Source organism: Methylobacterium radiodurans (genome assembly GCF_003173735.1).
In the GTDB taxonomy this organism is placed as follows: domain Bacteria; phylum Pseudomonadota; class Alphaproteobacteria; order Rhizobiales; family Beijerinckiaceae; genus Methylobacterium; species Methylobacterium radiodurans.
Window position 1 is genome coordinate 2,501,853 of record NZ_CP029551.1, and the last position, 24,223, is coordinate 2,526,075.

Below are 24,223 nucleotides of genomic sequence, written 5' to 3' on the forward strand. Positions count from 1 at the left end.
GCTTTGAGGGTCGTGGTCGATCTCAACCGGTGTCAGGCCTACGCGCAATGCGTCTACGCGGCGCCGCGCCACTTCGCCCTGCACGGCCGCGAGGCGCTGGTCTACGACACCGCCCCCGACGATGCCGACCGAGCCGAGATCGAGCGCGCCGCGCTGGCCTGCCCGGTCCGGGCGATCACTGCCTGCGCCGACGATTTGGCGGCCCTGGACGAGGCGGGTCGGTGAGCGAGGCGCCCGGGCGGGTCGTGATCGTGGGCGCTTCCCTGGCAGGCCTCAGTGCTGCCAAGGCCCTGCGGACCGAGGGGTTCTCCGGCTCGCTCGTCCTCGCGGGCGACGAGCCGCACCTGCCCTACGACCGGCCCCCACTCTCGAAGCAGGCGCTACGCGGGCTTACCTCCGCCGACACCACTCTGCCGCAGCCGGCGGATCTGGATCTCGAGTTTCGGCTTGGCGTGCCCGCCACCGGGCTCGACCGGGCGGAGCGCACCGTGATCCTCGCCGATGGCTCTCGCCTCGCCTTCGACCGCTGCCTCGTTGCGACCGGAGCCCGGGCTCGGCCCTGGCCGAACTCGGCCGAGGCCGCCCTCGACGGCGTCTTCACCCTGCGTACCCGTGACGATGCCGAGCGGATCGCCGCGCGGCTGAGGGACCGTCCGGGTCGCGTCGTGCTGGTCGGCGGCGGCTTCATCAGCTTCGAGGTGGCCTCGGTCTGCCGGGAGATGGACATCCCCGTCACCGTGCTGGTGCGCGACTCGCTACCGCTCGCCGGGGCGGTCGGCGCCCCGCTCGGCAGCTTCGTGGCCGAGGTCGCCCGGGGTGCGGGCGTCGACCTGCGCCTCGATGCGGCCATCGCCCGGATGCAGGGCGACGCGCGGGGGCGCCTCGCCGGCCTGGTGCTGGAGGATGGAGACCGAATCGAAACCGCCTGCCTGGTCGTGGCGATCGGCGCGGAGCGCAACACCGCGTGGCTCGATGGGGCCGGGCTCGCGACCGACCGCAACGGCCTGCGCTGCGATCGGTTCTGCCGGGCTCTGGGGGCCGACGGCACCCCAGCCGACGGGATCTTCGCGGCCGGCGACGTGGCGCACTGGCCGAATCCGCACGACGGCGGTGCGCTGGTGGCCGTGGAGCACTGGGGCAACGCGGTGGCCCAGGCGCGGACGGCCGCCCGCAATATGCTGGCCGGGGACGCCGCCGCACTGGTGCCGCACGACCACCTCCCGGATTTCTGGTCGCAGCAATTCGGGTTGACGATCAAGCTCGTCGGCCTCGCCGCCGGGTCTGACGCCTTCGCGGTGGTACGGGGCTCGATGGAGGAGCGGCGCTTCCTGGCGGTGTTCGGCAAGGCGGGGCGCACGGTCGCCTCGGCCTCGGTCGATTCCGCCCGCTGGCTCCCGGCATACCGGGCGGCGATCCTGGAGGGCGCGCCGTTCCCGCCGCTGCCGGGCGGGGTGGACGCGCCGGCCCGTGTCGCGATGCAGTCCCTGGAGGAACCGACTCGGTGAGCACCCTGTTCGAGCGCTTCCTCGACCCGACCAACCGCGCCGACCCCTACAGCCTCTTCGCGGAACTGCGGCGCCAGCCCGTCTGCCCGCAGGCGGACGGCACCTACGTCGTCGGCACCCACGCGGAGATCGACCGCCTGATGCACGACCCGCGCATCAGCTCTGACGACCTGCCCGACCCGCAGCATTTCCGCTGGACCGGCCGCCCGATCACCGACCTGATCATCCGGCCGGTGCGCGCCGAGATCCGCAAGCGGCACCGCCCCTTCATATTCCGCGACCCGCCCGACCACGACGCCCTGCGGAGCCGGGTGATGCGCGCCTTGAGTGTCGAGCGCGTGCGCGGCATGCGGGCGACGACCGAGCGGCTCACCGGCGAGCTCATCGACAAGCTCTCGGGCCAGACGCGGATCGACCTCGTCGCCGCGGTCTCCTACCCGCTGCCCGTCACGGTGATCTGCCACCTGCTCGGCGTGCCGCCGGAGGACGAGGCACGCTTCCACGGCTGGGCGACGCAGCTCGCCACGGCGCTGGAGCCGAACCAGCGCGGCGACGAGGAGACGCAGGCCAAGAACGAGGAGACGTTCGGGGAGATCGCCGACTACATCCAGGACCTCGTGAAGGCCAAGCGCCGGGAGCCGCAGGACGACATCCTCTCCGACCTCGCGGCCGGCGACGAGTCCCAGCGGATGAACGACTACGACCTGATCGCCACGGCGGTGCTGCTGCTGGTGGCCGGTCACGAGACCACCGTGAATCTGATCACCAACGGGGTGCTGACGCTGCTGCGCTTCCCCGAACAGCTGGAGCGGCTGCGCCGCGAGCCGGAAATCGCCCCGCGCCTCATCGAGGAGCTGCTGCGCTACGAGCCGCCGGTGCAGTACAGGACGCGCCTCGCGCTCGCCGACATCCCAATCGCCGGCACCACGATCCCGGAGGGCGCGCCGGTGGTCCTGCTGATCGCCTCCGGCAACCGCGACCCGGCGCGGTTCACCGATCCCGATCGCTTCGACCCGGACCGGCGCGATAACCGCCATCTCGGTTTCGGCGGCGGCCTTCACTACTGCGTCGGCGCGCCGCTCGCCCGGATCGAGGCGGAGATCGCCCTGGTGGCCCTGAGCCGCCGGCTACGGGAGCCGCGCCTGCTCGCCGACCCGCCGCCCTATCGCCAGGGTGCCTCTCTGCGTGGGCCGAGCGCGTTGCCACTGGCGATCGGCGGGGTGGAGCAAAGTTAAGGGTCAGCGGGAAAGCCTTCGCCCATCCTCGACTTCAGCCCGAGACGAACCTGATTCCTATCAGATCCGGACTCGGGGGCGTCTGCAACGGCCACCGGGCAGACGGCGCTGATCCCTGGCATCGCGATGTCGCGCGCTGAATGTCTTCGCATCCGCGTGGGGCGCGAACTATGAACGCGCGATCGACGCGGCTTGCCGAGCCTCGGTCGAGTTGGCAGAACTTCGCCAAACCCGTGAAAACGTTTTCTGAAGGTGCGCGCGAACGATGACGGTCGGCATCCGCGACGTGGCCCGCGCGGCCGGTGTCTCGACTGCGACGGTCTCGCGGGCGCTGGGCCGCGGCCCGGTCTCGGACGCCCTGCGCGAGCAGGTTGAGGCGGCGGTGCGCGCGACTGGCTACCGGCCGAACCTGTCGGCGCGGCGCCTGCGCTCCCAGGCGGCCCGGACCATCGGCCTGATCGTCGCCGACATCCGCAACCCGTTCTTCACGGCGGTCAGCCGCGCGGTCGAGGATGCTGCCTTCGCCCGGGACATGCGGGTGATCCTCTGCAACACCGACGAGGATCGGGCCCGCGAGTCGATGTATCTGAGGCTGATGGAGGAGGAGCGCGTCACAGGGGTGATCTTCGCGCCCACGGGCGACGGTGCCGAGCTGCTGCGAGAGCGGACCGCTGCCTTCCCGGTCGTGCTGATCGACCGAGTCGGGCCGCCCGGCATCCATGACTGCGTGGTGCTCGACAATCCGGCGGCGGGCGCCGGCCTCGTGGACCACTTGGTCGATCAAGGATTCTCGCGGATCGGCGGGCTGTTCGGCTCCACGAGTTCGGCCGCGCGCGAGCGCCGGGCGGGCTACGAGGCGGCGATGATCCGGCACGGCCTGGACCCCGCTGCCCGCACCGTCGCCCCCAACGCCGCCGCCGCGGAAGCCGCAGCCGCGGGCTGGCTCGCCGGGCCCGACCGTCCCGAGGCCTTGGTGCTCTCGAACGGCCTGATCCTGATGGGCGCCCTGCGCGCCGCCCGGGGCTTGGGGCTGCACGTGCCTGGCGACCTCGCGCTGGCGGGCTTCGACAACGAGCTCTGGACCGACCTCGTCGAGCCCGGTCTTACCGTCGTCGAGCAGCCCGTTGACGAGATCGGAGCGCAGGCGATGCGCCTCCTCTTCGACCGGATTGCGCACCCCGATCAACCCGTGCGTAAGGTGGTGCTGTGCGGTCGAACGGTGCTGCGCGGCTCGACGCGGCGGCGATAGGCTGGCCTTTTCCGTTCGCGGCTCCCCATCTTGGAGGATGCAGATCTGGCTGACCTCCGCGCTGAGCCTCTGGGCAGCCTACTGGGCCGCGATCTTCGCAGAACTCGCGCATCTGCGTCGGCGGGAAGACGGCGTCGGAGCGAGCGCCTGCGCGCGTATCGCCGGCAGCTTGCTGGCCATCGGGCTCAGTCTCTTCCTTCTGGCACGGATCTGAGCGGTCACAGGTCTTCCCGCTGCTCTTGGGAAGACCAGATGGCTACAACCGCTAGTGGAGGTATCCAGCGATCCGTCGGCTTCTGTGGCTCGACCCCGATTGCTACCTCAACCAGAAGTCAGTATGGTTTCACACCTTATTGGGCGAGCCAAGCACGGACCGGCCGCTCACGGCGCGGTGCGGCAGGGGCCGAGACAATCCGGTGAGTTTCCCCAGCGAGCCCGACGCCATCCTCATCGCAGAGGGCGACGCGCTGATCCGCATGGTCATGGTCGACATGCTGAGCGATGCCGGCTTCACGGTCGTCGCGGTCGCCGACGCCGCCGGGGCGCTCGCCGTGCTGGAGACACGCGCTGAGATCCGCGCGCTTATCACCGGCCGCACGCTGACGGCTCTCGGCGACGGTATCGGTCTCATTCAGCGCGCGCGGGTTGGCTGGCCCGGCCTCGCACTCCTGATCACGTCCGGTTCCGCGAGCGACCTGACGAGCCAGATCCCGACGGGCGTGCGGATCGTGTGGAAGCCGTTCCACTATCACGTCCTGGCACAGGTGATCGCGCAGGAGATCCGCGGCAGCGACGGCCCGTCCGCCATCCCGCTCCTGCCCGAGGGCCTGCCGACGAGTCCGGCTCAGCCAGGTCTCGCCGCCGCGGCCGCGCCCGTGCGCGAGCCCGACAGGAACTGAACTCCCGTCTCCGGCTGCGGAATGCCCTGCGCCCGGCGGTCGCGGCGCGATCGCGCGTCTCCGCCTTGAAACAACGCGACGGCTCGCATAATCCGAATTCACGAGGCAAAACAATAGATTAGTGTGATTATAAACTGTCGCCGCACAGGCTCTCCGCGCCACGTCGCCCATCGCAGAGGGAGCACCCACTGCGCCGGGTGCCCCGCGCGGTGAGCGCGACCGTCGCCGTTCGGGCCGCAGGCCTGCGGGCCGAGCTGAGCCCGCTGGCGCCCTTCTTCTGCCTCTACGTCAGCTTCGGCGCCACGCTCGGCTTCCTGTCGGGCGGCGCGCCGCTGATCCTGCGCAGCCGTGGCATGGATCTCGCCGAAGTCGGCCTGCTGCAACTGATCAACCTGCCGGTCGGCCTGACCTTCCTCTGGGCCTCGCTGCTCGACCGGGTCCGCCTGCCGTTTCTCGCGCACCGGATCGGCTGGATCGCCGCGACCCTCGGGCTCACCGTCGCACTGCTCGTCGTCCTCAGCCTCGGCGAGAGCTGGCCGCTCGGTCTGCTGCTGGCGCTGGCGGTCCTGGCTTCCGCCTGCATCGCCACGATGGATATCGCGCTGGAGGCACTCGTCGTCGAGACGGTGCCTGCGCAGCGGCGGACCTATGTGGCCTCGGCGAAGCTCTGCGGCGCCTCGCTCGGCGGCATCCTCGGCGTCGGCGTACTGCTCGGATCCTACGACGCTCTCGGCTGGCGCGGCGCCGTTCTGGCCTGCGCGGCCATGGACGCACTCTGCCTGCTGCCGATCCTCGCATACCCGGAAGCGCGCCTGCGCGGGGCCGGGGGCACGCCGCATCGCTGGTCGGGCTCCTTCGCGCGCCTGCGCACCCTCCTCGGACCGATCCTGGCACTCGGCGCCTACTTCGCGGCGTCCTACCTGCTGTCGGGCCCGAACACCTTGGCCCTGCTCGATCTCGGCGTGCCGCTCGCCCGCGTCGGGTTCCTCACCGGCACCGTCCTGCCCGTCGTCAACCTCGTCATGGCGGTGCTGGCGGCCGGTCTTGTCACGCGCTTCGGCACCGTGCGGCTGATCGCGGCGGGCGGTCTCGGCGTGCTCGCCACCGGCGGGCTCATGGCGGCCGCCTGCGCGACGGGCGCGACCGGGCTCGCGGTCGCGGCCACGGTCCTGAACTTCGTCTGCGGCGGGATCCTCGGCGTGCCAGTGTTCAACATGATCTATCGCTGGGCCCAGGGACCGCGGCCGGCAACCGATTACGCACTCCTGTTCGGCGCGGCCTTCTTCGCGGCGATGCCCCTGCGGGTGGCCTCCCCGGCGCTCGCCGGATGGGTCGGCTGGCCGGGCTACTTCGCGGGCGCGATGCCGTTCTATGCGGCTGCCGTGGCGTGGCTCGCCCTCGCGGTGGCCCGCACCCCGCGGACCGATCCGGAGGCACGATGATCGACGAGGTCGCAGCCCGCGTGCCCGACTCGCTCACGGCCTACCGGAGCGGCGTCGCGGCTGGACCGGGGGCAGCGGACGCGCGCCCGCTCGCGGCGCTGCGCGACCCGGCCGTGTTCGACGCGACGCTCGCGGCCTTCTGCGGCGGCCTCTTCGACGGCGCCCGTCGCGATCCGGTCGACCGGCGGGCGCTCGTCTCCTACTGGAGCCAGTTCTACCTCGCCGCGCTCGCGACGCCCGCCCTGACCGCCCTGATCCGCCTCGGGCGGCCCCTGCCGCTCGCCTTCGACAGGACCAGCCTGGAACTCGACGCCGCCGGCCGGCCCGCGCGCCTGCTGGTCGAGCCGGGCGAGCCGGGATGCGGCCGTGTCTGCGTCGCCGGGCCGCGCCCCGGGCTGGCCGGCCTTGTCGAGGATCACCTGCGCCCCTTCGTGGCTCTGTGCTGCGCCCAGGGTGGCCCGGCGCCGCGGGTGATCTGGGGCAACGCCGCCGTGATCCTCGACTACGTCGCGGGCGAACTCGGGGGCGGCGACGCTCCGGCCTGCGCGGAGGTCGCTTCCTGCCTCGGCCGCTGCGGTGCTCCCGTCTGCGCCGGCACGCCGCTCGCCCAAGCGCTCTGCCCGGGCGCCGCCGGCTCCCGCCGCCGCACCTGCTGCCTGCGCAGCCGCCTGCCGGGAATCCCCTCCTGCGGAGCGCTCTGCCCGCTGGAGCGCTGCGCCGGGACCTGACTGGATCGGGCGGACTTGCCCAGTGTCCGCTTTCCCGCGTGATACCCCAAGCAGGCGATCGGCCGTTCAGCCGCGCTGGCCGGAATCCGGCGCCCGCTGCTCCAGGAACGCCCGCATCCGCTCCAGCGCCCGGCGGATGTTTTCCGCCGAGTTCGCGTAGGAGAGGCGGATGTAGCCCTCGCCGTGCATGCCGAAATCCGGGCCGCCGATCGTCGCGACGCCGGTCTCGTCCAGCAAGGCGGAGGCCAGCGCCTTGGCTCGCCAGCCCGTCCCGGATATGTTCGGGAAGGCGTAGAACGCCCCTTTCGGCGTGACGCAACCCACCCCTGGCAGGTCGTTCAGGCCCGCGACGACGATCGCGCGCCGCCGGTCGAACTCGGCCAGCATCGCGGCCACGCAATCCTGCGGCCCGTCGAGTGCCGCGATGCCGGCGTACTGCGTCGCCGCGTTGACGCAGGAATGGGAATTGACCGCGAGCTTGCGCGCCGCATCGTAGAGCGGCTGCGGCCAGACCGACCAGCCGAGGCGCCAGCCCGTCATCGCGTAGGTCTTCGAGGCGCCGTCGAGGTAGATCAGCCGGTCGCGGATCTCCGGATAGGCCAGGAGCGAGTGGTGCGCCTCGCCGTCATAGGTCATCGTGCCGTAGATCTCGTCCGACAGTACGGCTACGTCCGGATGCGCGGCGAGCCCCGCCACCAGGGCGTCGATCTCGGCCTTGGGCGTCACGCCGCCGGTGGGGTTGGCGGGCGAGTTGAGGATGAGGAGCCGCGTCCGGTCGGTGACGAGGCTCAGCACCTCCGCCGCCGAGAAGGCGAAGCCGTTCCGTTCGCGAATCGGCACCGGCACGGGCGTGGCGCCGGTGAACTCGATCATCGAGCGGTAGATCGGAAATCCAGGATCCGGGTAGAGGACCTCGGCACCGGGCTCGCCGAACATCAGGATCGCCATGAACATGGTGACCTTGCCGCCCGGCACGATCAGAACGGATTCAGGAGAGACCTCGACGCGGTGACGCCGCAGGATGTCTCGGGCCACCGCCTCGCGCAGGCCCAGGATCCCGGTCGCCGGCGTGTAGCCGTGGTGGCCGTCGCGCAGCGCCCGTATGCCCGCCTCCACGATGTGGGGCGGCGTCGGCATGTCGGGCTGGCCGATGCCGAGATTGATGACATCGCGCCCCTGCGCGGCGAGGGCACCTGCGCGGGCGAGCACCGCGAAGGCGTTCTCCTCCCCGATACGGCCGAAGGCCGGAACGATCTGGAGCATGACGCCCTCTCGGTGCGGTGCAGTGGCGGCGCGAGGGCCCCGCGCCGCGTCCTCGCATCAGGCCTTGGTGCGCTCGGCGAGCCGGCTCGCGCCGAACGAGAGCGCGCCCGCGACGATGCCCAGGATCACGAAGGTCTTCACCGTCGCCCAGACCAGAGCCGGCTCGATGCCGGTATCGGTGTAGAGCACGAGGCTGATCGCGGCGATCGGCAGGCTGACGAGGATGAAGAGCGGAACCAGCGGATTCATGTCGGCACTCGCGTCGAGCGGGAAAGGGGCGTCGGGACAGGCCCGTACGCCGGAAGAGCGCCCGTGCATAGCACCGGCTCGGCCGTATGGGGAGAGCGTCAGCACAATGGTTCCTCTGGGTCCTTCTTCCGAGCGGGCGCAGGGCGACCGCATAGGAACCTTTGGATCGCACCCGAACCGGACGCGCCCCTCTCCGATGCCGAGAGTATCGAAGCAAGGCCGCAGGCGCCGCTCAGGCCGCGAGGAAGCGGCGGATCCAGCCGCCGAGTCGCGCGCTGTCGTGCGGGGCCTCGAGGCTGGCGAGCGCCCGTTCCATCAGGGCCGGATCCCGAAGCGCGGCGCCGTGGTTCCGGGTGAGGGCGCGGGCATAGTCGGGGCGAAATTCCGGGTGGCACTGGCAGGAGAGGGCGGCACGGTCGGCGTATTCCAGCACGCCGTAGGGTGTGAAGGCGCTGCCCGCCAGCACGCGCGCCCCCGGAGGCGGCACCGTGACCTGATCCTGGTGGCTCACCGGCACGGCGATATGGGCCGCCGCGTCCATGAAGGGCGCGCGCGCCGTGATGTCGTAGGCGTGAAGCCCGAGCCCCCAGCCGCACGACGCCTTCTCGGCCCGTCCCCCGAAGGCCTCGGCCATGACCTGGTGGCCGAAGCAGATGCCGACGAGCTTCCGATCCGGGGGCAGCGCCCGCAGGAAGGCGACGAGGTCGGCGATCCACGGCAGGGGATCGTAGACGCCGGCCGGCGAACCGGTGATCAGGAAGGCCTCGTGCGCGGCCGGGTCCGGCCATTCGCCCGCCCGCACGTCGAAGGCCGCGCAGGCGTAGCCGGGCCCCAGGAGATCGGCCGACATCGCGGCGTAGGACGGAAAGTGCGAGAGTCTCGCGGGCGGGCGGCCGGTCTCGAGGATGGCGATGCGCAAGGGGTCGTCGTCCGTGGCGGTCCGGCCGCGCGACCGGGTGGCCTCCGGGTTAGGCCGTGCTCGCCCCCGCGCGCAAGCGGCGCGCGGGCTTCGGGCGGATGTCCATCGGGTTGCCGCGCCAGACCACGGCGTTGCGCATCCAGGCGCGGACCCAGAGCAGCGTAATCATCGCGTCGCGCACGAGAAGGCAGAGGAGGAGGCGCCGCGAGCGCTGCCAGCCGGCGCGGGCGGCGAGCGCGTACTCGGCACCGTAGGACAGGGCCGCAAGCCCGGCGAGGCCGACCCAGGTCTCCGGAGTCCCGGCGAGCAGGCCCGCCAGGAGGAAGGGCACCAGCACGCCGCTGGCGATCTCCGGCGCGAAGAAGAGCGGGAACGTCACCCGGCGCAGCCGCGCCCAGCGCAGCTGGCGCGACCAGACCTCGCGGCGGCGGCGCAGGCCCAGCGGCTGCTCGAACGGGGCCGGCACGAGGTGCACCCGGCGCCCGGCCGCCCGGACCAGCTTCGTCGCGGCCGCGTCCTCGGCGATCTCGGCGGCGAGCGCCCGGATGCCGCCCTGGCGCTCGAGGAAGGGCCGGTGCCAGAGCATGCTCTTGCCCTGCGCGAAGCCGAGGCCGAGCGCCTCGCCGGTATATTGCCAGCGCGCCTGCAGGGTGTTGAGGAACGCGCACTCCACCTCGGCCCAGAGGTTGCCGGGCCGCGCGCCCACCGGGGTCGAGCAGACGAGGCCGGTGTCGTCTCGCCAAGCCGCCTGCATCTGCTGAAGGTAGTCCGGCGGCATCAGCACGTTGGAATCGGCCAGCACGATCCAGTCGTGGCGCGCCGCCTCCCAGCCGCGCACGCAGTTGTTGAGCTTCGGGTTGTCGCTGACGCGCTCGTCGCCCACCAGCACCCGGGCCGGCACGGCCGGGTGCGCGGCGACCAGCCGATTAACGAGCGGCAGGACCGGATCGGCCGGATCGGCGACGCAGAAGACGATCTCGTAGTCCGGATAGTCGAGGCGGAAGCCGCGCGTCAGCGTCTCCTCGCTGAAGGTCTCCAGGCCGCAGACGGGCCGCACCAGCGAGACCGGGGCGCCGACCGGGAAGGCGGAGGGCCCACGTACCCGGCCGATGCGCCGGGCCGCGATTCCGAGGCTCGCGAGGTTGATCAGGGTGAGCAGGCCGCAGAGCGCCAGGGCCAGCGCGGTTGCGTTCGCCTCGATCATGCGGCCGTCGTCCCCGTCCCGGCCGCGACCTGCCGCCGCGCCGTTCCGCAGCCCCCTAACAGTCCCGCCGTATCAGTCTTATGACGGGGCCTCTCCCCGCATCGCCCGCGCCCGGATGATCCCGCCGATCGTGTTCCACCCGGCCTACGAGGCCAGCCTGCCGGACGGCCACCGCTTCCCCATGCGGAAGTACGGGCGGCTGGCGGAGGTCGTGGCGGAGCGGGGTCTCGCGCCGCTCGGCTTCGTCCAGCCGGAGCCGGCCTCCGCGGCGCTGCTGGCCCACGCGCACGCGCCCGGCTACATCGACGCGGTGCTCGCCCACGACGTGCCGCGGGCGATCGAGCGGGCGATCGGCCTGCCGGTGACCGAGACGGTGGTGCGCCGTTCCCGCGCCTCGGTCGGCGGCACCCTGCTCGCCGCGCGCCTCGCGCTGGCGGAGGGCCTTGCCGGCAGCACCGCGGGCGGCAGCCACCATGCCCGGCGCGAGCAGGGTGCGGGGTTCTGCGTATTCAACGACGTGGCGGTCGCCGCCCGCGCGCTCCAGCACGAGGGCGCCATCCGCCGGGCGCTCGTCGTCGATCTCGACGTGCACCAGGGCGACGGCACCGCCGACTGCCTCGCCTACGCGCCGGACCTCTTCACCCTGTCGGTTCATTGCGAGCGGAACTACCCCACCCAGAAGATCCCGGGCGACCTCGACATCGGCCTGCCGGACGGAATGGAGGACGCGGCCTATCTGGACGTGCTCGCCGCGCGCCTGCCGCCGCTCCTCGACGCGCTGCGGCCGGACCTCGTGTTCTACAATGCGGGCGTCGATCCGCACCGGGACGACCGGCTCGGCCGCCTCGCGCTCAGCGACGACGGTCTCTACGCCCGCGACCGCTACGTGGTGGGAGAGGCGCGGGCGCGGGGCATCCCACTCGTGGCGGTGATCGGCGGGGGCTACACCCACGACGTCGACGCCCTGGCGGGCCGCCACGCCCTCGTCTTCCAGGCGCTCGCAGCGGAAGCCGAGGCCGGAAGGTGACACGGCCGGAATGAACTGGGGACGGCGCCGGTGCTTAAACCATTTATGAAGCGTGCGGTGCACAATCGAGCCGTCGCGCCGAGGCGGCGGCGCGCCGGTTCGACTGTTGAGTGGCGGCGATGCTCGGACGGATCTGGGAAGGCACGAAGGTCACGCTGGCGTTGCTGGCGATGATCGCCGCGGCGCTGATCTCCGCCAACAAGCTCGATCACGGCCGGCGGGACGGCGCGCGCCCTGTCGATGTCGCGAGACAAGTGCCGACGGAACCGGCGGTCACCGGCTCCCTCGGCCCACGCTGAGGCGGAGCGCGCCTCAGTAGCTGTAGTCGCGCCTGGGATAGCCGCGGCCCCCGTAACCGGGATCGCGCACGCGCGAGCCGTAATCGACGTCGCGACGCGCCTGTCGGTTGGCGAGCGCCCGGCCGGCGAGGCAGCCCGCCACGGCACCGACCACGCCGCGCTCGGCAAGGTAATGTCCGGCCACGCCGCCGATGATGGCGCCCTTGATGCAACCCTTGGCCTCGGCCGCGCCGACGCTCATCAGCGTCATGACGGCGATGGCCGATGCCTTCACGGCGATCCGCATGGTGTTCTCCCTGAGAAATTGCCCGGGAGAAACGGCGGTGCCGGGGTGGCGTTCCGCGGAGTACGCCCACACCTGCCGGCGTTCGAACGATGGCTGGCGGACGCCGCCCCTCTGGAATAGCGTGGCGATGCGCCTGCGGAGTGCGATCATGGCCCTGACCAAGCCCGACGACCCGCGCCGGACAGACCCCGACCAGCCGGGCAGCGAGCCGCGCGGCATGAAGCTGCTCCGCGTCTGGGTGCCCGACCCTGCGGCACCAGGCTTTCAGGTCGAGGCCAAGCGGCAGGCGGCCCTTATGCGCGGAGCCGCCGAGGAGGAGGAAGCGATGCGCTTCATCGCCGCAACGGTCGAGTGGCCCGACGCGCGAGGCGCGGCGATCTGATCACGGTCTCCGCCCCCGGCGCTTACAGGAAGCCGCGCCCCGCGGTCGTCGTGCAATCGGATTGGCTGTCGGACACCGACAGCGTCCTGGTCTGCCTTCTGACGAGCACCCTGCGCAAGGCGCCGATCTATCGACTGACCATGCCGGCCGACGCGGATACCGGGTCGCGGACGGTGTCGCAGGTGATGGTCGACAAGGCCGCAGCGCTGCCGCGGGCCAAATGCGGCCCCGTCCTGGGCCGGCTGGCCGGGACCGAGCTGCTGGCGCTGAACCACATGCTCTCGCTCATGCTCGGCCTCGCCGATTGAGCGCCCCGGCCCGATCATAGGATCGGCCGGGGCTCGGCAGCATCAGCGCAGCGAGGCGCAGAAGCGCTGGATGCGGGTGCAGGCCTCCTCCAGCGCCGTGTTCGAGGTGGCGTAGGAGATGCGCAGGTTCGGGCCGAGGCCGAAGGCCGAGCCGTGCACCGCCGCAACGCCCTCGCTCTGCAGGAGCTCGGTGACGAAGTCCTGGTCGGTCTCGATCACCTTGCCGCCTTCCGTGCGCTTGCCGATCAGCTCGGCGCAGGACGGGTAGACGTAGAAGGCGCCCTCCGGCAGCGGGCACTTGAGGCCCGAGGCCTGATTCAGCATCGAGACCACGAGGTCGCGCCGCTCCTGGAAGGCCGCGCGGAAGCGGGCGAGATGCTCCTGCGTGCCGTCGAGCGCGGCCACCGCCGCCCATTGCGAGATCGTTGTGGCCCCCGAGGTCTGCTGGCCCTGGATGAAGTCCATGGCCTTGATCAGGTGCTCGGGGCCCGCCGCGTAGCCGATGCGCCAGCCGGTCATGGCATAGGCCTTCGAGACGCCGTTCATGGTCAGCGTGCGCTCGTAGAGGCCGGGCTCGACCTGCGCGGGCGTCACGTACGCGAAGTCGCCGTAGGTCAGGTGCTCGTACATGTCGTCGGTGAGCACCCAGACGTGGGGGTGGCGCATCAGCACGTCGGTGATCGCCTTCAGCTCGTCGTGCGCGTAGGCCGCGCCCGAGGGGTTCGAGGGCGAGTTGAGGATGATCCACTTGGTCTTCGGAGTGATGACCCGCTCAAGCTCCTCCGGCTGAAGCTTGAAGTCGTGTGCCATGTCGGTCTCGGCGAAGACCGGTGTGCCGCCGCAAAGAACCACGATCTCCGGGTACGAGACCCAGTAGGGGCGGGGGATCACCACCTCGTCGCCAGGGTTCAGCGTGGCGAGGAGCGCGTTGTAGATCACGTGCTTGCCGCCGGTGCCGACGATGGTTTGGCTGGGCTTGTAGTCGAGCCCGTTCTCGCGCTTGAACTTGCGGGCGATGGCCTCGCGCAGCGGCACGATGCCGGAGACCGGCGGGTACTTGGTCTCGCCGCGGCGGATCGCCTCAATCGCCGCATCCTTGATGTGGTCGGGCGTGTCGAAGTCGGGCTCGCCGACCGAGAGGCTGATCACGTCCATGCCGGAGGCTTTCAGCTCGCGCGCCTTCTGCGTCATCGCGATCGTCGCGGACGGCTTCACGCGGGAGAGGGCGTCGGCCAGAAAGCCCATGGGGAGTGCTCCGGGGTCTTGGATCGGGGATCGGGAATCTGCGCGGCCCCGCGGGGCTGCGGCGGCGGGACCCTAGGGGCGGGGGCCTGAGCCGGCAAGATGCTGCCGAGCCTGCGGGACACCACATGCCACGCGTGCCGGGCAGGGCTCCCGTGCCCCGCCCGCCCTCGCGAACGGGCCGGCGCGGCCTCATCTTTCCGGCATGCTGCCGCTCTCCGTCCTCGACCTCTCCTTCGTGAATGCCGGCGCGACGCCCGCCGACGCGTTGCAGGACAGCCTCGCGCTGGCCCGGCACGTCGACACGCTCGGCTACCATCGCTACTGGCTCGCCGAGCACCACGCCCTGGCCTCGGTCGCCAGCCCCGCGCCCGAGATCATGATCGGTCAGGTCGCGGCGGCGACGCACCATCTCAGGGTCGGATCGGGCGGCATCATGCTGCCGAACCACGCGCCCCTGATGGTGGCCGAGCGGTTCAAGCTGCTTGAAGCCCTCTTTCCCGGACGGATCGATCTCGGGCTCGGCCGCGCGCCGGGCACGGACGGCATCACGGCACGAGCGCTCCGCCGCCGGGAGGATCCACGCGAGGGCGATCCCTTCCTCGAACGGCTGCAGGAACTGCTGTTCTTCGGCGCGGGAGGATTTCCGGCCGGGCACCCGTTCGCGGAGATCGAGGTCATGCCCGCGGGCGTACCGCTGCCCCCGCTCTTCCTGCTCGGCTCCTCCGACTATAGCGGGGCGCTCGCGGCCCGGATCGGCTGCGGCTTCGCCTTCGCGCAGCATTTCGGAAGCTCCGACGCGGCGGAGGTGCTGCGGGCCTATCGGCGGCAGTTCCAGTCCTCGCGGCTCGGCGAGCGGCCCCACGCCATCCTGGCGCTGGCGGCGGTCTGCGCGGAGACCGACGAGGAGGCCGAGCGGCTCGCCATGAGCCCGCGTCTCGCGACGCTGCGGCGCGAGCGCGGCGTGTACGGCCCGATCCCGAGCCTCGCGGAGGCCGAGGGCTACGCCTACTCGGGCTCTGAGAAAATTCGGATGGAGCGCGGCCGCGAGCGCCTGCATGTGGGCTCGCCCGAGACCCTGCGGGCGAGGCTCGCGGCGCTCGCCGCGGAGGCGGAGGCCGACGAGATCATGATCGTGTCGAGCATCCACGATCAGGCGGCGCGACGGCGATCCTACGCGCTGATCGCCGAGGCGTGGGGCTTGGCGGCCAAGCCCGGCCCCGGCGATCGTTCGATCTGACCCCTTACCAGCGGCAGACGCGGCGCGGCCCGTAGGGCGTCGGGCGCAGGAAGCAGCGGCGGCCGTAGAAGCCGCGTGGCGGGCCGGCGAAGGGACGGCAGCGGCCGTAGGGCCCGCGCGCCCAGCCCGGGCCGCAGCCCTGGGCCACCGTCTCGATCGGAGACTGACCCGCGAGCGGCGTGCCGACGCCGAGGGGCGCGGCCTGTGCGGTGGAGGCGGCGCCGAGGCCGCCGAGCGTCAGGGCGGCGGCGAGGCCGAGAATCGTCCGTTTGGCCATGAGCGGTTGTCCTCCTGTTCCCGGGTCGGAGCGGTGTCGCGGGAGGCGACACCTTGACCGTGTGCCGATCTAGGCGGCTCGCGCCCTGTTGGAAGCCGGCCGAACATGACGATTTGGACAGGTTCCGGCGGCCCCTCCACCCGAGGAGGCTTCGCGCCGGCAGCCGCTCAGCGGTGGCGGCGATGGTGACGGCGATGGTGGCGCCGGCCGGGCAGGTCGGTGCGGTAGGCGCGCCGGCCCGGATCGATCCCGAGCGCGCCGTTCACCGTGCCGACCGCACCGCCGACGGCGCCGCCCACCACGCCGCCGATCGGGCCGCCGACCCGGTTGCCCTCGGCCGCGCCGCGGTTCACGCCGCCGACGAGGCCCTGCGCCTCGGCGATTCCGCCGAGTGTCAGGGTGGAGACCGCGAGCGTCGCGGCGACGAGGAGGTGCTTCATGGCGGTGTCCTCTCGTTGATGGCGTGCCCCGTGCCGGTCCGGCGCGTGCGGGAGCAGGTCTTGGTCAACGGTCGCGCCCGCGGTTTGTGGCATCGGCCGGAGCTCGATTTCTGTGGAGCACGACCGAGTTGCCCGCTCTGGCGCGGGCGGGCGCCCGCTGATAGAAGCCGCCCCATGCGAGTAGGCGCAGTTCTCTTCCGCGGCCGTCCGGCGACGCGAATTACGGGCCCGGCCTCCGCCTGAGTGCCGCGGGAGACGCGGCATCGCGGATGCCGGGACGCGGGATCCTCCGCACCCCCGCCGGCGCTAGCGGCGCCGGACCCGCCGAGACCTCAGCCGCACGGCCCCGACCGGGCCCGACGCCTTCCCCAGGACGCCCGAACCGATGAGCGACGCGACCCCCGCCGACACCGCGGCCACCCGCGACTATTCCAAGACCCTGTTCCTGCCCCGCACCGACTTCCCGATGCGCGCCGGCCTGCCGACCCGCGAGCCGCTGCTCCTCGAGCGCTGGGAGAAGACGGACCTCTACGGGCAGCTGCGCGCGCGCGGGCAGGGCCGGCCGAAATTCGTGCTGCACGACGGCCCTCCTTACGCCAACGGCAACATCCACATCGGCACGGCGCTCAACAAGATCCTGAAGGACGTGATCGTCCGCTCGATGGGCGCGCTCGGCTACGAGGCGAACTACGTGCCGGGCTGGGACTGCCACGGCCTGCCGATCGAGTGGAAGATCGAGGAGCAGTACCGCGCCAAGGGCCGCAACAAGGACGCGGTGCCGGTGATCGAGTTCCGCCAGGAATGCCGCGCCTTCGCGGCCCAGTGGCTCGACGTGCAGCGGGCGGAGTTCCAGCGCCTCGGCGTCACCGGCGACTGGGCCCATCCCTACGCCACCATGGCGTTCCCGGCGGAAGCCGCCATCGCCGACGAGCTGATGAAGTTCGCGATGTCCGGCCAACTCTACCGCGGCTCGAAGCCGGTGATGTGGTCGGTCGTCGAGAAGACCGCCCTCGCCGAGGCCGAGGTCGAGTACGAGGAGCACATCAGCGACACGATCTTCGTCGCCTTCCCGATCCGCAAGGGCGGGGAGGGCGCTCTGGCCGGCGCGCGCGTGGTGATCTGGACCACGACCCCCTGGACGATTCCCGGCAACCGCGCCGTCGCCTACTCGAAGAAGATCGCCTACGGGCTCTATCGCGTCACGGCCGCGCCCGAGGACAACTGGGCCAAGACCGGCGAGAGCTACATCCTGGCCGACGCGCTGGCCGCTGGCGTGTTCAAGGCGGCGCGGGTCGAGAGCTTCGAGCGCGTGGCCGACGTCTCGGCCGCCGATCTTGCCGCCCTGACCCTCGCGCACCCGCTGCACGGGCTCGGCTACGGCTTCGACGTGCCCGTCCTCGACGGCGACCACGTCACCGACGAGTCGGGCACCGGCTTCGTCCACACCGCGCCGAGCCACGGCCGCGAGGATTTCGAACTCTGGATGGCGAGCGGCCGCCTGCTTCGCGAGCGCGGCATCGACACGACGATTCCCTACACGGTCGATGCCGACAGCGTACTCACCGAGGCCGCACCCGGCTTCACCGGCACTCGCGTGCTCACCCAGAAGGGCGAGAAGGGCGACGCCAACAAGGCCGTGATGGCCGCACTCACCGAGGCCGGCGCGCTGATCGCCCGGGGCGTGCTGCGCCACCAGTACCCGCATTCCTGGCGCTCGAAGAAGCCGGTGATCTTCCGCAACACGCCGCAATGGTTCATCGCCATGGACCGGCCGGTGGACAGCCTCGGCAACCGCACGCTGCGCGAGGTCGCGCTGCAGGCGATCGACGACACCCAGTGGGTGCCGCCGCAGGGCAAGAACCGCATCAACGGCATGGTGGCCAACCGCCCCGACTGGGTGGTCTCGCGCCAGCGCGCCTGGGGCGTGCCCATCACGGTCTTCGTCAATCGCGAGACCGGCGAGATCCTGCGCGACGAGCGCGTCAACGCCCGCATCGTCGAGGCCTTCCGGCAGGAGGGGGCCGACGCGTGGTTCACGGACGCGGACGGCGCCCGCTTCCTCGCGCCCGAGCACGATCCGGCCGCCTACGAGCGGGTGACGGACGTGCTCGACGTCTGGTTCGATTCAGGCTCGACCCACGCCTTCGTGCTCGACGATCCGGAGGCCTTCCCGGGACTATCGGGCGTCACGCGCCGCCGCGACGGCGGCGAGGACCGGGTGATGTACCTGGAGGGCTCCGACCAGCACCGCGGCTGGTTCCAGTCCTCGCTGCTCGAATCCGCCGGCACGCGGGGCCGCGCCCCCTATGACATCGTCCTGACCCACGGCTTCGTGCTCGACGGCAAGGGGCTGAAGATGTCGAAGTCGAAGGGCAACGTCGTAGCCCCCCAGAGCGTGATCAAGGATTCGGGCGCCGACATCCTGCGCCTCTGGGTCGCGGCCTCCGACTACACCGACGACCTGCGCATCGGCCCGGAGATCATCAAGACCTTCGCGGAGACCTACCGGAAGCTGCGCAACTCGCTCCGCTGGATGCTGGGCTCGCTCGCCCACCGCGTCGAGGGGGACGACGTGCCGCTCTCCGAGATGCCCGAGCTGGAGCGGCTGATCCTGCACCGGCTGGCCGAGCTCGACGCCGAGATCCGTGAGGCCTACGCGGCCTTCGACACCAAGCGGGTGGTGGCGCTGCTCAACGGCTTCATGACGGGCGACCTGTCGTCCTTCTACTTCGACGTGCGCAAGGACGCGCTCTACTGCGACCCGGTCTCCTCGGTGCGTCGCCGGGCTTCGCTGCAGGTGATCGACGAGGCCTTCCGGCGGGCCGCGATCTGGCTCGCCCCGGTGCTGGCCTTCACGGCCGAGGAGGCTTGGCTCGACCGCTACCGCTCCGAGACCGGCTCGGTCCACCTCCAGACGCTGCCGCACACCCCGGTCGAGTGGCGCGACGACGCGCTGGCCGAGCGCTGGCAGAAGATCCGCCGCGTGCGCCGCGTCGTGACCGGCGCCCTGGAGATCGAGCGCGCGGCCAAGCGCATCGGCGCGAGCCTGGAGGCGGCCCCCGTGGTCCACGTCGCCGACCCGGATCTGCTGGCGGCGGTCGAGGGCGTCGATTTCGCCGACATCTGCATCACCTCCGACATCACCGTGGTGGCGGGGGAGGGGCCGGCCGAGGCCTTCCGCCTCGACGAGGTCCGGGGCGTCGCCGTCGAGCCGCGCCCGGCCGAGGGCCGCAAATGCGCCCGCTCCTGGCGCGTGACGCCGGAGGTCGGCCAGGACGCGGAATATCCCGACGTCACGCCCCGCGACGCGCAGGCCCTGCGCGAGTGGGACGCCGCCCACCCGGAAGCGAGCGCGGCGTGATACGGTCTCCAGGCCGGCACGACGACCTCACGCGCATCCCCTCTCCCCGCGCGCGGGGAGAGGGCCGCGTCTCCCCCTTGTCGGGGAGCGTGGCGAGGCGGCAGCCGACGGTGAGGGGGCTTCGCTGGAAGAGGCTCTTCCGGAGCCGCCCCCTCACCGCCGCTCCGTCTTCACCTGCGCTATCCGCAGGCACGACAGGGTGCCTGCGGACCTCTCCCCGCAAGCGGGGAGAGGGGTGTGCCCCAGCCGTTGAAGCGCTGGGCCGCCGGAAGCATCCCTTCGGCATCGCGGGTCGGGCGCGCCCATGATCCCCTTCCGCCTCGGCCTCCTCGCGCTCCTCCTCACCTTCGCGCTCGATCAGGCCTCCAAGCTCTGGCTCTACTTCGGCACCGACCTCGTGCTGACGCAGCCGTGGCGCTTCGGGCCCTATCTCGACTTCGTCGTCGTGTGGAATCGCGGCGTCTCCTACGGGATGTTCCAGCAGGAGGGCGGGCTCGGCCGCTGGCTCCTCGTAGTGCTCTCGCTCGTGGCCGCGGCCGGCCTCGTCGTCTGGATGCACCGGGCCGGCTCGCGGCTCCTCGGGCTCGCGCTGGGGTTGATCGCGGGGGGCGCGCTGGGCAACGCCGTGGACCGGGCCGCCTACGGCGCGGTGTTCGATTTCGTGCACCTGCACGCGGGCCAGTGGTCCTGGTACGTCTTCAACGTTGCCGACGCGGCGATCGTGGCGGGCGTCGTCGGGCTGATCCTCGACAGCCTGATGCCGGAGCGCGGACCGGCCAAGTCGTCTGATTCCGCCCCGCCCGTGTGATCGGCGCAACACGACCCACAGCACATTGCAGGTTGTGTGTACCACCGCTCTGGCACAGCCCGGTCAAGGCGCCATACGATCGCCGGAAACCGGGATCAGGCCGAGGAGGTCGGATCAGGCCGCCGGGAGCGCGGCCGCGTGAGGCCCGCCGTCGAGGCGTGGTTCGGGGCGCCCGGCCAATCTGTGGGGCAGCATGACCGGGTATCGCAGGACTCTCGTCACCGTGGCCGCGCTGGCGGCCTCCCTCGGCGCCACGGCCGCAGGCGCGCAGGAGAGCGGCTCGCTGATGCGCGACACGCTGAGCACGCTCGGGCTCGTCGAGAAGGACCAGGCGCCGATCGACTACCGCGAGCGCGCACCGCTGGTGATGCCGCCCAAGATCGACGGCAAGGCGCTGCCCGCGCCGCGCCAGCGTGCGGCCAACCCGCAATGGCCCAAGGATCCCGAGATCGTCGCCCGCCAGCGTGAAGCGGAGGAGCGGCGCGTGCCCCGCGGCAACCAGGTGCAGGGGCGCTACGACGACAACAACGCCACGCTCTCGCCCGACGAGATCCGGGGCGGCCGCCGCGCCGATGCGCAGATCCCGCGCACGAACGAGTACAAGCCGGGCGACAACAACCGCGACTCCTTCTGGGTCAATCCGTTCGACCTGATGAAGGACAAGACCGAGGACCGGGCGGAGCCCTCCGCCACGGAGCCCTCGCGCTACACCCTCACCGAGCCGCCGACCGGCTACCGCAAGTCGCCGCGGCCGAACACCCGCGCGAACAGCGAGCCGATCAACAACGCCAGCCGCGAGCGCGAGGAGTCCGATCCGGGCTTCTACCAGCGCGAGCAGCAGCGCCGGCAGTAATTCGCCGCGCCGTGGCCCGGTTGCGACGCGGGCCCGGAGACGCAACATGAGAGACGGCTACCGGTCCGGAACTTGCGGGTCGGTTGGGCCGGATACGGTCGGGCAGGTTCCGCGCCTCATGGGAGGCGCGGGGAGGGCCGACCGCCACAGGGACACTGGCATGCATCTGTTCAGGCACCGGACGCCCACCCTCTTCCCGCAGGACCTGCGTGTCAGCGCAGGCCGCGCGGATGCCGCGCCGCACGGGCGCTCCGAGGCGGGCGGCCCGGCCGTCACCGGCTTCACCCTGGACAACGGCCTCGACGTGATCGTGGTGCCGGACCACCGCGCGCCGGTGGTCACCCACATGATCTGGTACCGCAACGGCTCGGCCGACGACCCGATCGGCCAATCGGGCATTGCCCACTTCCTCGAACACCTGATGTTCAAGGGCACCGAGAAGCACCCCGTGGGTGCCTTCTCCAAGGCGGTCTCGGGCCTCGGCGGCCAGGAGAACGCCTTCACCAGCTACGACTACACCGCCTATTTCCAGCGCGTCGCCCGCGACCATCTCGGCACGATGATGGCTTTCGAGGCCGACCGGATGTCGGGCCTCGTCCTCGACGACGCCGTGGTGGCGCCCGAGCGCGACGTTGTCCTGGAGGAGCGCCGGATGCGGGTCGAGACCGACCCCTCCGCCCAGCTCTCCGAGGCGATGGCGGCCTCGCTCTTCGTGCACCACCCCTACGGCATCCCGATCATCGGCTGGATGCACGAGATCGAGGGGCTGAACCGCGAGCACGCGCTGGCCTACTACAAGCGCTTCTACACGCCCGAGAACGCCATCCTGGTGGTGGCCGGCGACGTGACGCCCGACGAGGTGCGCCGGCAGGCCGAGGCGACCTATGGGCAGGTCGTGCCGCAGGGCGCGCGCCCCGAGCGCCGGCGCCCGCGCGAGCCCGAGCCCCGGGCGATGCGCCGCCTCGCGGTGGCCGACCCGAAGGTCGAGCAGCCGACGCTGCAGCGCCTCTACCTCACGCCCTCCTGCATCACCGCCCGCGACGGCGGCTGCCACGACCTCGAACTGCTGGCCGAGGTGCTGGGCGGGGGCTCGACCTCCTACCTCTACCGCAAGCTCGTGCTGGAGCAGGGCCTCGCGGTAAATGCGGGCGCCTGGTACATGGGCTCGGCGATCGACGACACCCGCTTCTCCGTCTACGCCGTGCCCGCCGAGGGCGTCGGCCTGGAGCAGCTGGAGGACGCCGTCGACCGTGTGCTGCGCCGCGCCCCGGCCGAGGCGCTCGGCGCCGAAGCGATCGAGCGGGCCAAGACGCGGCTCGTGGCCGAGACGGTCTACTCCTCCGACAGCCAGTCCTCGCTCGCCCGCATCTACGGCTCGGCGCTCGCCATCGGCGAGACCGTCGAGGAGGTGCGCCGCTGGCCCACCGACATCGAGGCCGTCACCAAGGACCGCCTCGCGGCCGCCGCCGAGCGCTGGCTGACTCCGGCCCGCTCGGTCACCGGCTACCTCACCAAGACGAAGGACGCCGAGGCGCCGGTCGCGATCGCCGCCGAGTAGCGGCGCGGCCCGTAGCGCATCCGAGACGGCCGCGGGCGCTCCCGCGGCCGAACAAGAACAACGAGGTTCCCATGAACTTGGCCGAGACCGACGCCCGCACTGCCAACGCGCCGACCAAGGCGCTGCCCGTCCCCGGCGGTGCCGGCGTGGAGGCGTGGCACGTCGAGTCTCCGGTCGTGCCGATGATCGCGCTCGCCTTCACCTTCGAGGGCGGCGCGGCGCAGGATCCGGACGGCAAGGCCGGCTGCGCGCAGATGCTGGCGCGCCTGCTCGACGAGGGCGCCGGCGACCTCTCCTCCGACGCCTTCCAAGAGCGCCTCGCCGCGCGCGCGATCGAGCTGTCCTTCCATGCCGGCCCCGACGCGATCGGCGGCTCGCTGAAGATGCTGACGAAGCACGCCGATGAGGCGATCGACCTCCTGGCCCTGGCGCTCGCCAAGCCGCGGCTCGACCCCGACGCGATCGAGCGCGTGCGCGCCCAGATGATCGCCGGCCTGCGCTACCAGCAGAACGATCCGGGTGTTCTGGCCTCCCGCCGCTTCTTCCGAGAGGGCTTTGACGGCCATCCCTACGGCCGGCCCTCTTCCGGCACCCTGGAGAGCGTCGCGGCGATCACCCGCGACGACCTCCTGGCGATGCACGCGCTGATCATCGGGCGCGGCGCCGTGAAGGTCGCGGCGGTCGGCGCGATCACGAGCGCCCAGCTCGCCGAGGGGCTGAACCGGGCCTTCGGCGCCCTACCGGAGGCCGGCACGCTCCGCGCCGTGCCGAAGACCGTGGTGCAGGGCCTCGGCCGGCGCGAGGTGGTCGATCTCGACGTGCCCCAGTCGGTGATCCGCTTCGGGCTCGCCGGCGTGCCCTGGCGCGACCCGGACTTCATCCCGGCCTACGTGCTCAACCACATCCTGGGCGGCGGCGCCTTCACCTCGCGCCTGTTCCAAGAGGTGCGCGAGAAGCGCGGCCTCGCCTACTCGGTGGGCACCTCGCTCGTCAGCCACCGCGCCACCGCGATGATCTGGGGCTACACCGCCACCAAGAACGAGCGCGTCGGCGAAGCGCTGGCGGTGATCTCCGAGGAGATCGACCGCCTCGTCACCAACGGCCCCTCGGACGAGGAGCTGCAGAAGGCGAAGGACTACCTCACCGGCTCCTACGCGCTCGGCTTCGACACCTCGACCAAGATCGCGCACCAGCTCGTGCAGATCGCCTTCGAGGATCTCGGCATGGACTACTTCGCGCGCCGCAACGACATGGTGTCGGGCGTGACCCAGGCCGACATCCGCCGCGCCGCCGCCCGCACCTTCGCGGACGGCAAGATGCTGGTCGTCGCGGCCGGCCGTCCCACCGGCTTCTGAGAGCGGATCCCAAAGGTCCACGACCTTTGGCGGGTCGGGGGCTGAGCCCTCGTGGTTCGGCGAAGCCGATCTCGGGGCTCTGCCCCGAGGCTCC

At 71.8% G+C, this 24,223-nt stretch carries 26 protein-coding genes; 18 read left to right on the forward strand and 8 right to left on the reverse strand.

Going from position 1 to position 24,223, the window contains the following annotated elements:
• Window positions 1-3 precede the first annotated feature (3 nt).
• From DK427_RS11555 to fhuF, 8 genes are all read left to right on the forward strand, one after another.
• On the forward strand, window positions 4-225 hold the full coding sequence (locus DK427_RS11555) for a ferredoxin (RefSeq protein WP_109951382.1): 222 nt from the start codon (window positions 4-6) through the stop codon (window positions 223-225).
• Window positions 222-1,505, forward strand: a complete 1,284-nt coding sequence (locus tag DK427_RS11560; RefSeq protein ID WP_109951383.1) for an NAD(P)/FAD-dependent oxidoreductase — start codon at window positions 222-224, stop codon at window positions 1,503-1,505. The genes DK427_RS11555 and DK427_RS11560 overlap by 4 nt, the downstream gene beginning before the upstream one ends.
• Window positions 1,502-2,740: a cytochrome P450 gene (locus DK427_RS11565; protein WP_109951384.1), complete on the forward strand. Its 1,239-nt coding sequence runs from the start codon at window positions 1,502-1,504 to the stop codon at window positions 2,738-2,740. The genes DK427_RS11560 and DK427_RS11565 overlap by 4 nt, the downstream gene beginning before the upstream one ends.
• Before the next feature lie 265 nt (window positions 2,741-3,005).
• A complete protein-coding gene (locus tag DK427_RS11570) occupies window positions 3,006-3,989 on the forward strand; it encodes a LacI family DNA-binding transcriptional regulator (protein WP_109951385.1) in 984 nt (327 codons plus the stop codon).
• Between the two features lie 37 nt (window positions 3,990-4,026).
• A complete protein-coding gene (locus DK427_RS26695) occupies window positions 4,027-4,203 on the forward strand; it encodes a hypothetical protein (RefSeq protein WP_204165303.1) in 177 nt (58 codons plus the stop codon).
• Between the two features lie 202 nt (window positions 4,204-4,405).
• Window positions 4,406-4,888 (forward strand): response regulator, encoded by a 483-nt coding sequence (locus DK427_RS11575; RefSeq protein WP_109951386.1) that lies wholly within the window; start codon window positions 4,406-4,408, stop codon window positions 4,886-4,888.
• Between the two features lie 209 nt (window positions 4,889-5,097).
• Entirely contained in the window at window positions 5,098-6,330 is a 1,233-nt protein-coding gene (locus DK427_RS11580; protein ID WP_245930897.1) for an MFS transporter, read from the forward strand.
• Window positions 6,327-7,058 carry a siderophore-iron reductase FhuF gene (fhuF, locus tag DK427_RS11585; RefSeq protein WP_109951388.1) on the forward strand — a complete coding sequence of 244 codons (732 nt, stop codon included), beginning with the start codon at window positions 6,327-6,329 and terminating at the stop codon, window positions 7,056-7,058. Before DK427_RS11580 ends, fhuF begins: the two co-directional genes overlap by 4 nt.
• A gap of 66 nt (window positions 7,059-7,124) precedes the next feature.
• Here fhuF and DK427_RS11590 read toward each other — a convergent pair whose 3' ends face one another.
• The 4 genes from DK427_RS11590 to DK427_RS11605 all read right to left on the reverse strand — a co-directional run bounded on the left by DK427_RS11590 (window position 7,125) and on the right by DK427_RS11605 (window position 10,693).
• The gene (locus tag DK427_RS11590; RefSeq protein ID WP_109951389.1) at window positions 7,125-8,321 is read right to left on the reverse strand and encodes a pyridoxal phosphate-dependent aminotransferase; all 1,197 of its coding nucleotides are present in this window, start codon (window positions 8,319-8,321) and stop codon (window positions 7,125-7,127) included.
• A gap of 57 nt (window positions 8,322-8,378) precedes the next feature.
• The gene (locus DK427_RS11595; RefSeq protein WP_109951390.1) at window positions 8,379-8,570 is read right to left on the reverse strand and encodes a hypothetical protein; all 192 of its coding nucleotides are present in this window, start codon (window positions 8,568-8,570) and stop codon (window positions 8,379-8,381) included.
• 232 nt (window positions 8,571-8,802) lie between these two features.
• A complete protein-coding gene (locus DK427_RS11600) occupies window positions 8,803-9,489 on the reverse strand; it encodes a type 1 glutamine amidotransferase (protein WP_109951391.1) in 687 nt (228 codons plus the stop codon).
• Window positions 9,490-9,538: 49 nt separating this feature from the next.
• Window positions 9,539-10,693, reverse strand: a complete 1,155-nt coding sequence (locus DK427_RS11605; RefSeq protein ID WP_109951392.1) for a ceramide glucosyltransferase — start codon at window positions 10,691-10,693, stop codon at window positions 9,539-9,541.
• Between the two features lie 115 nt (window positions 10,694-10,808).
• Here DK427_RS11605 and DK427_RS11610 point away from each other — a divergent pair, with 115 nt between their 5' ends.
• A complete protein-coding gene (locus tag DK427_RS11610) occupies window positions 10,809-11,720 on the forward strand; it encodes a histone deacetylase family protein (RefSeq protein WP_204165304.1) in 912 nt (303 codons plus the stop codon).
• A gap of 119 nt (window positions 11,721-11,839) precedes the next feature.
• Entirely contained in the window at window positions 11,840-12,019 is a 180-nt protein-coding gene (locus tag DK427_RS11615) for a hypothetical protein (protein ID WP_109954120.1), read from the forward strand.
• Between the two features lie 13 nt (window positions 12,020-12,032).
• Here DK427_RS11615 and DK427_RS11620 read toward each other — a convergent pair whose 3' ends face one another.
• Window positions 12,033-12,305 carry a hypothetical protein gene (locus DK427_RS11620; protein ID WP_109951393.1) on the reverse strand — a complete coding sequence of 91 codons (273 nt, stop codon included), beginning with the start codon at window positions 12,303-12,305 and terminating at the stop codon, window positions 12,033-12,035.
• Between the two features lie 148 nt (window positions 12,306-12,453).
• On the opposite strand from DK427_RS11620, the gene DK427_RS11625 reads away from it, so the two are divergent.
• Together DK427_RS11625 and DK427_RS11630 are read left to right on the forward strand one after the other, a co-directional pair.
• The gene (locus tag DK427_RS11625; protein WP_109954121.1) at window positions 12,454-12,687 is read left to right on the forward strand and encodes an antitoxin MazE-like protein; all 234 of its coding nucleotides are present in this window, start codon (window positions 12,454-12,456) and stop codon (window positions 12,685-12,687) included.
• Window positions 12,657-12,995 (forward strand): type II toxin-antitoxin system PemK/MazF family toxin, encoded by a 339-nt coding sequence (locus DK427_RS11630; RefSeq protein ID WP_109951394.1) that lies wholly within the window; start codon window positions 12,657-12,659, stop codon window positions 12,993-12,995. The genes DK427_RS11625 and DK427_RS11630 overlap by 31 nt, the downstream gene beginning before the upstream one ends.
• Window positions 12,996-13,037: 42 nt before the next feature.
• Here DK427_RS11630 and DK427_RS11635 read toward each other — a convergent pair whose 3' ends face one another.
• Window positions 13,038-14,240 (reverse strand): pyridoxal phosphate-dependent aminotransferase, encoded by a 1,203-nt coding sequence (locus tag DK427_RS11635; protein WP_109951395.1) that lies wholly within the window; start codon window positions 14,238-14,240, stop codon window positions 13,038-13,040.
• A 202-nt stretch (window positions 14,241-14,442) separates the two neighbouring features.
• Here DK427_RS11635 and DK427_RS11640 point away from each other — a divergent pair, with 202 nt between their 5' ends.
• Window positions 14,443-15,477, forward strand: coding sequence for an LLM class flavin-dependent oxidoreductase (locus DK427_RS11640; protein ID WP_109951396.1), 1,035 nt, complete (start codon window positions 14,443-14,445; stop codon window positions 15,475-15,477).
• A 4-nt stretch (window positions 15,478-15,481) separates the two neighbouring features.
• Here DK427_RS11640 and DK427_RS11645 read toward each other — a convergent pair whose 3' ends face one another.
• Together DK427_RS11645 and DK427_RS11650 are read right to left on the reverse strand one after the other, a co-directional pair.
• A complete protein-coding gene (locus tag DK427_RS11645) occupies window positions 15,482-15,754 on the reverse strand; it encodes a GCG_CRPN prefix-to-repeats domain-containing protein (protein WP_109951397.1) in 273 nt (90 codons plus the stop codon).
• Between the two features lie 167 nt (window positions 15,755-15,921).
• Entirely contained in the window at window positions 15,922-16,194 is a 273-nt protein-coding gene (locus DK427_RS11650; RefSeq protein WP_109951398.1) for a hypothetical protein, read from the reverse strand.
• A 385-nt stretch (window positions 16,195-16,579) separates the two neighbouring features.
• Between DK427_RS11650 and ileS the strand changes: the two genes are divergently transcribed.
• From ileS to DK427_RS11675, 5 genes are all read left to right on the forward strand, one after another.
• The gene (gene ileS, locus DK427_RS11655) at window positions 16,580-19,555 is read left to right on the forward strand and encodes an isoleucine--tRNA ligase (RefSeq protein WP_109951399.1); all 2,976 of its coding nucleotides are present in this window, start codon (window positions 16,580-16,582) and stop codon (window positions 19,553-19,555) included.
• Window positions 19,556-19,859: 304 nt separating this feature from the next.
• Window positions 19,860-20,363 carry a signal peptidase II gene (gene lspA, locus DK427_RS11660; protein ID WP_109951400.1) on the forward strand — a complete coding sequence of 168 codons (504 nt, stop codon included), beginning with the start codon at window positions 19,860-19,862 and terminating at the stop codon, window positions 20,361-20,363.
• Window positions 20,364-20,556: 193 nt separating this feature from the next.
• The gene (locus DK427_RS11665) at window positions 20,557-21,216 is read left to right on the forward strand and encodes a hypothetical protein (RefSeq protein WP_109951401.1); all 660 of its coding nucleotides are present in this window, start codon (window positions 20,557-20,559) and stop codon (window positions 21,214-21,216) included.
• A gap of 160 nt (window positions 21,217-21,376) precedes the next feature.
• On the forward strand, window positions 21,377-22,774 hold the full coding sequence (locus DK427_RS11670) for a M16 family metallopeptidase (protein ID WP_109951402.1): 1,398 nt from the start codon (window positions 21,377-21,379) through the stop codon (window positions 22,772-22,774).
• 71 nt (window positions 22,775-22,845) lie between these two features.
• Window positions 22,846-24,129, forward strand: a complete 1,284-nt coding sequence (locus DK427_RS11675) for a M16 family metallopeptidase (RefSeq protein WP_109951403.1) — start codon at window positions 22,846-22,848, stop codon at window positions 24,127-24,129.
• Window positions 24,130-24,223 lie beyond the last annotated feature (94 nt).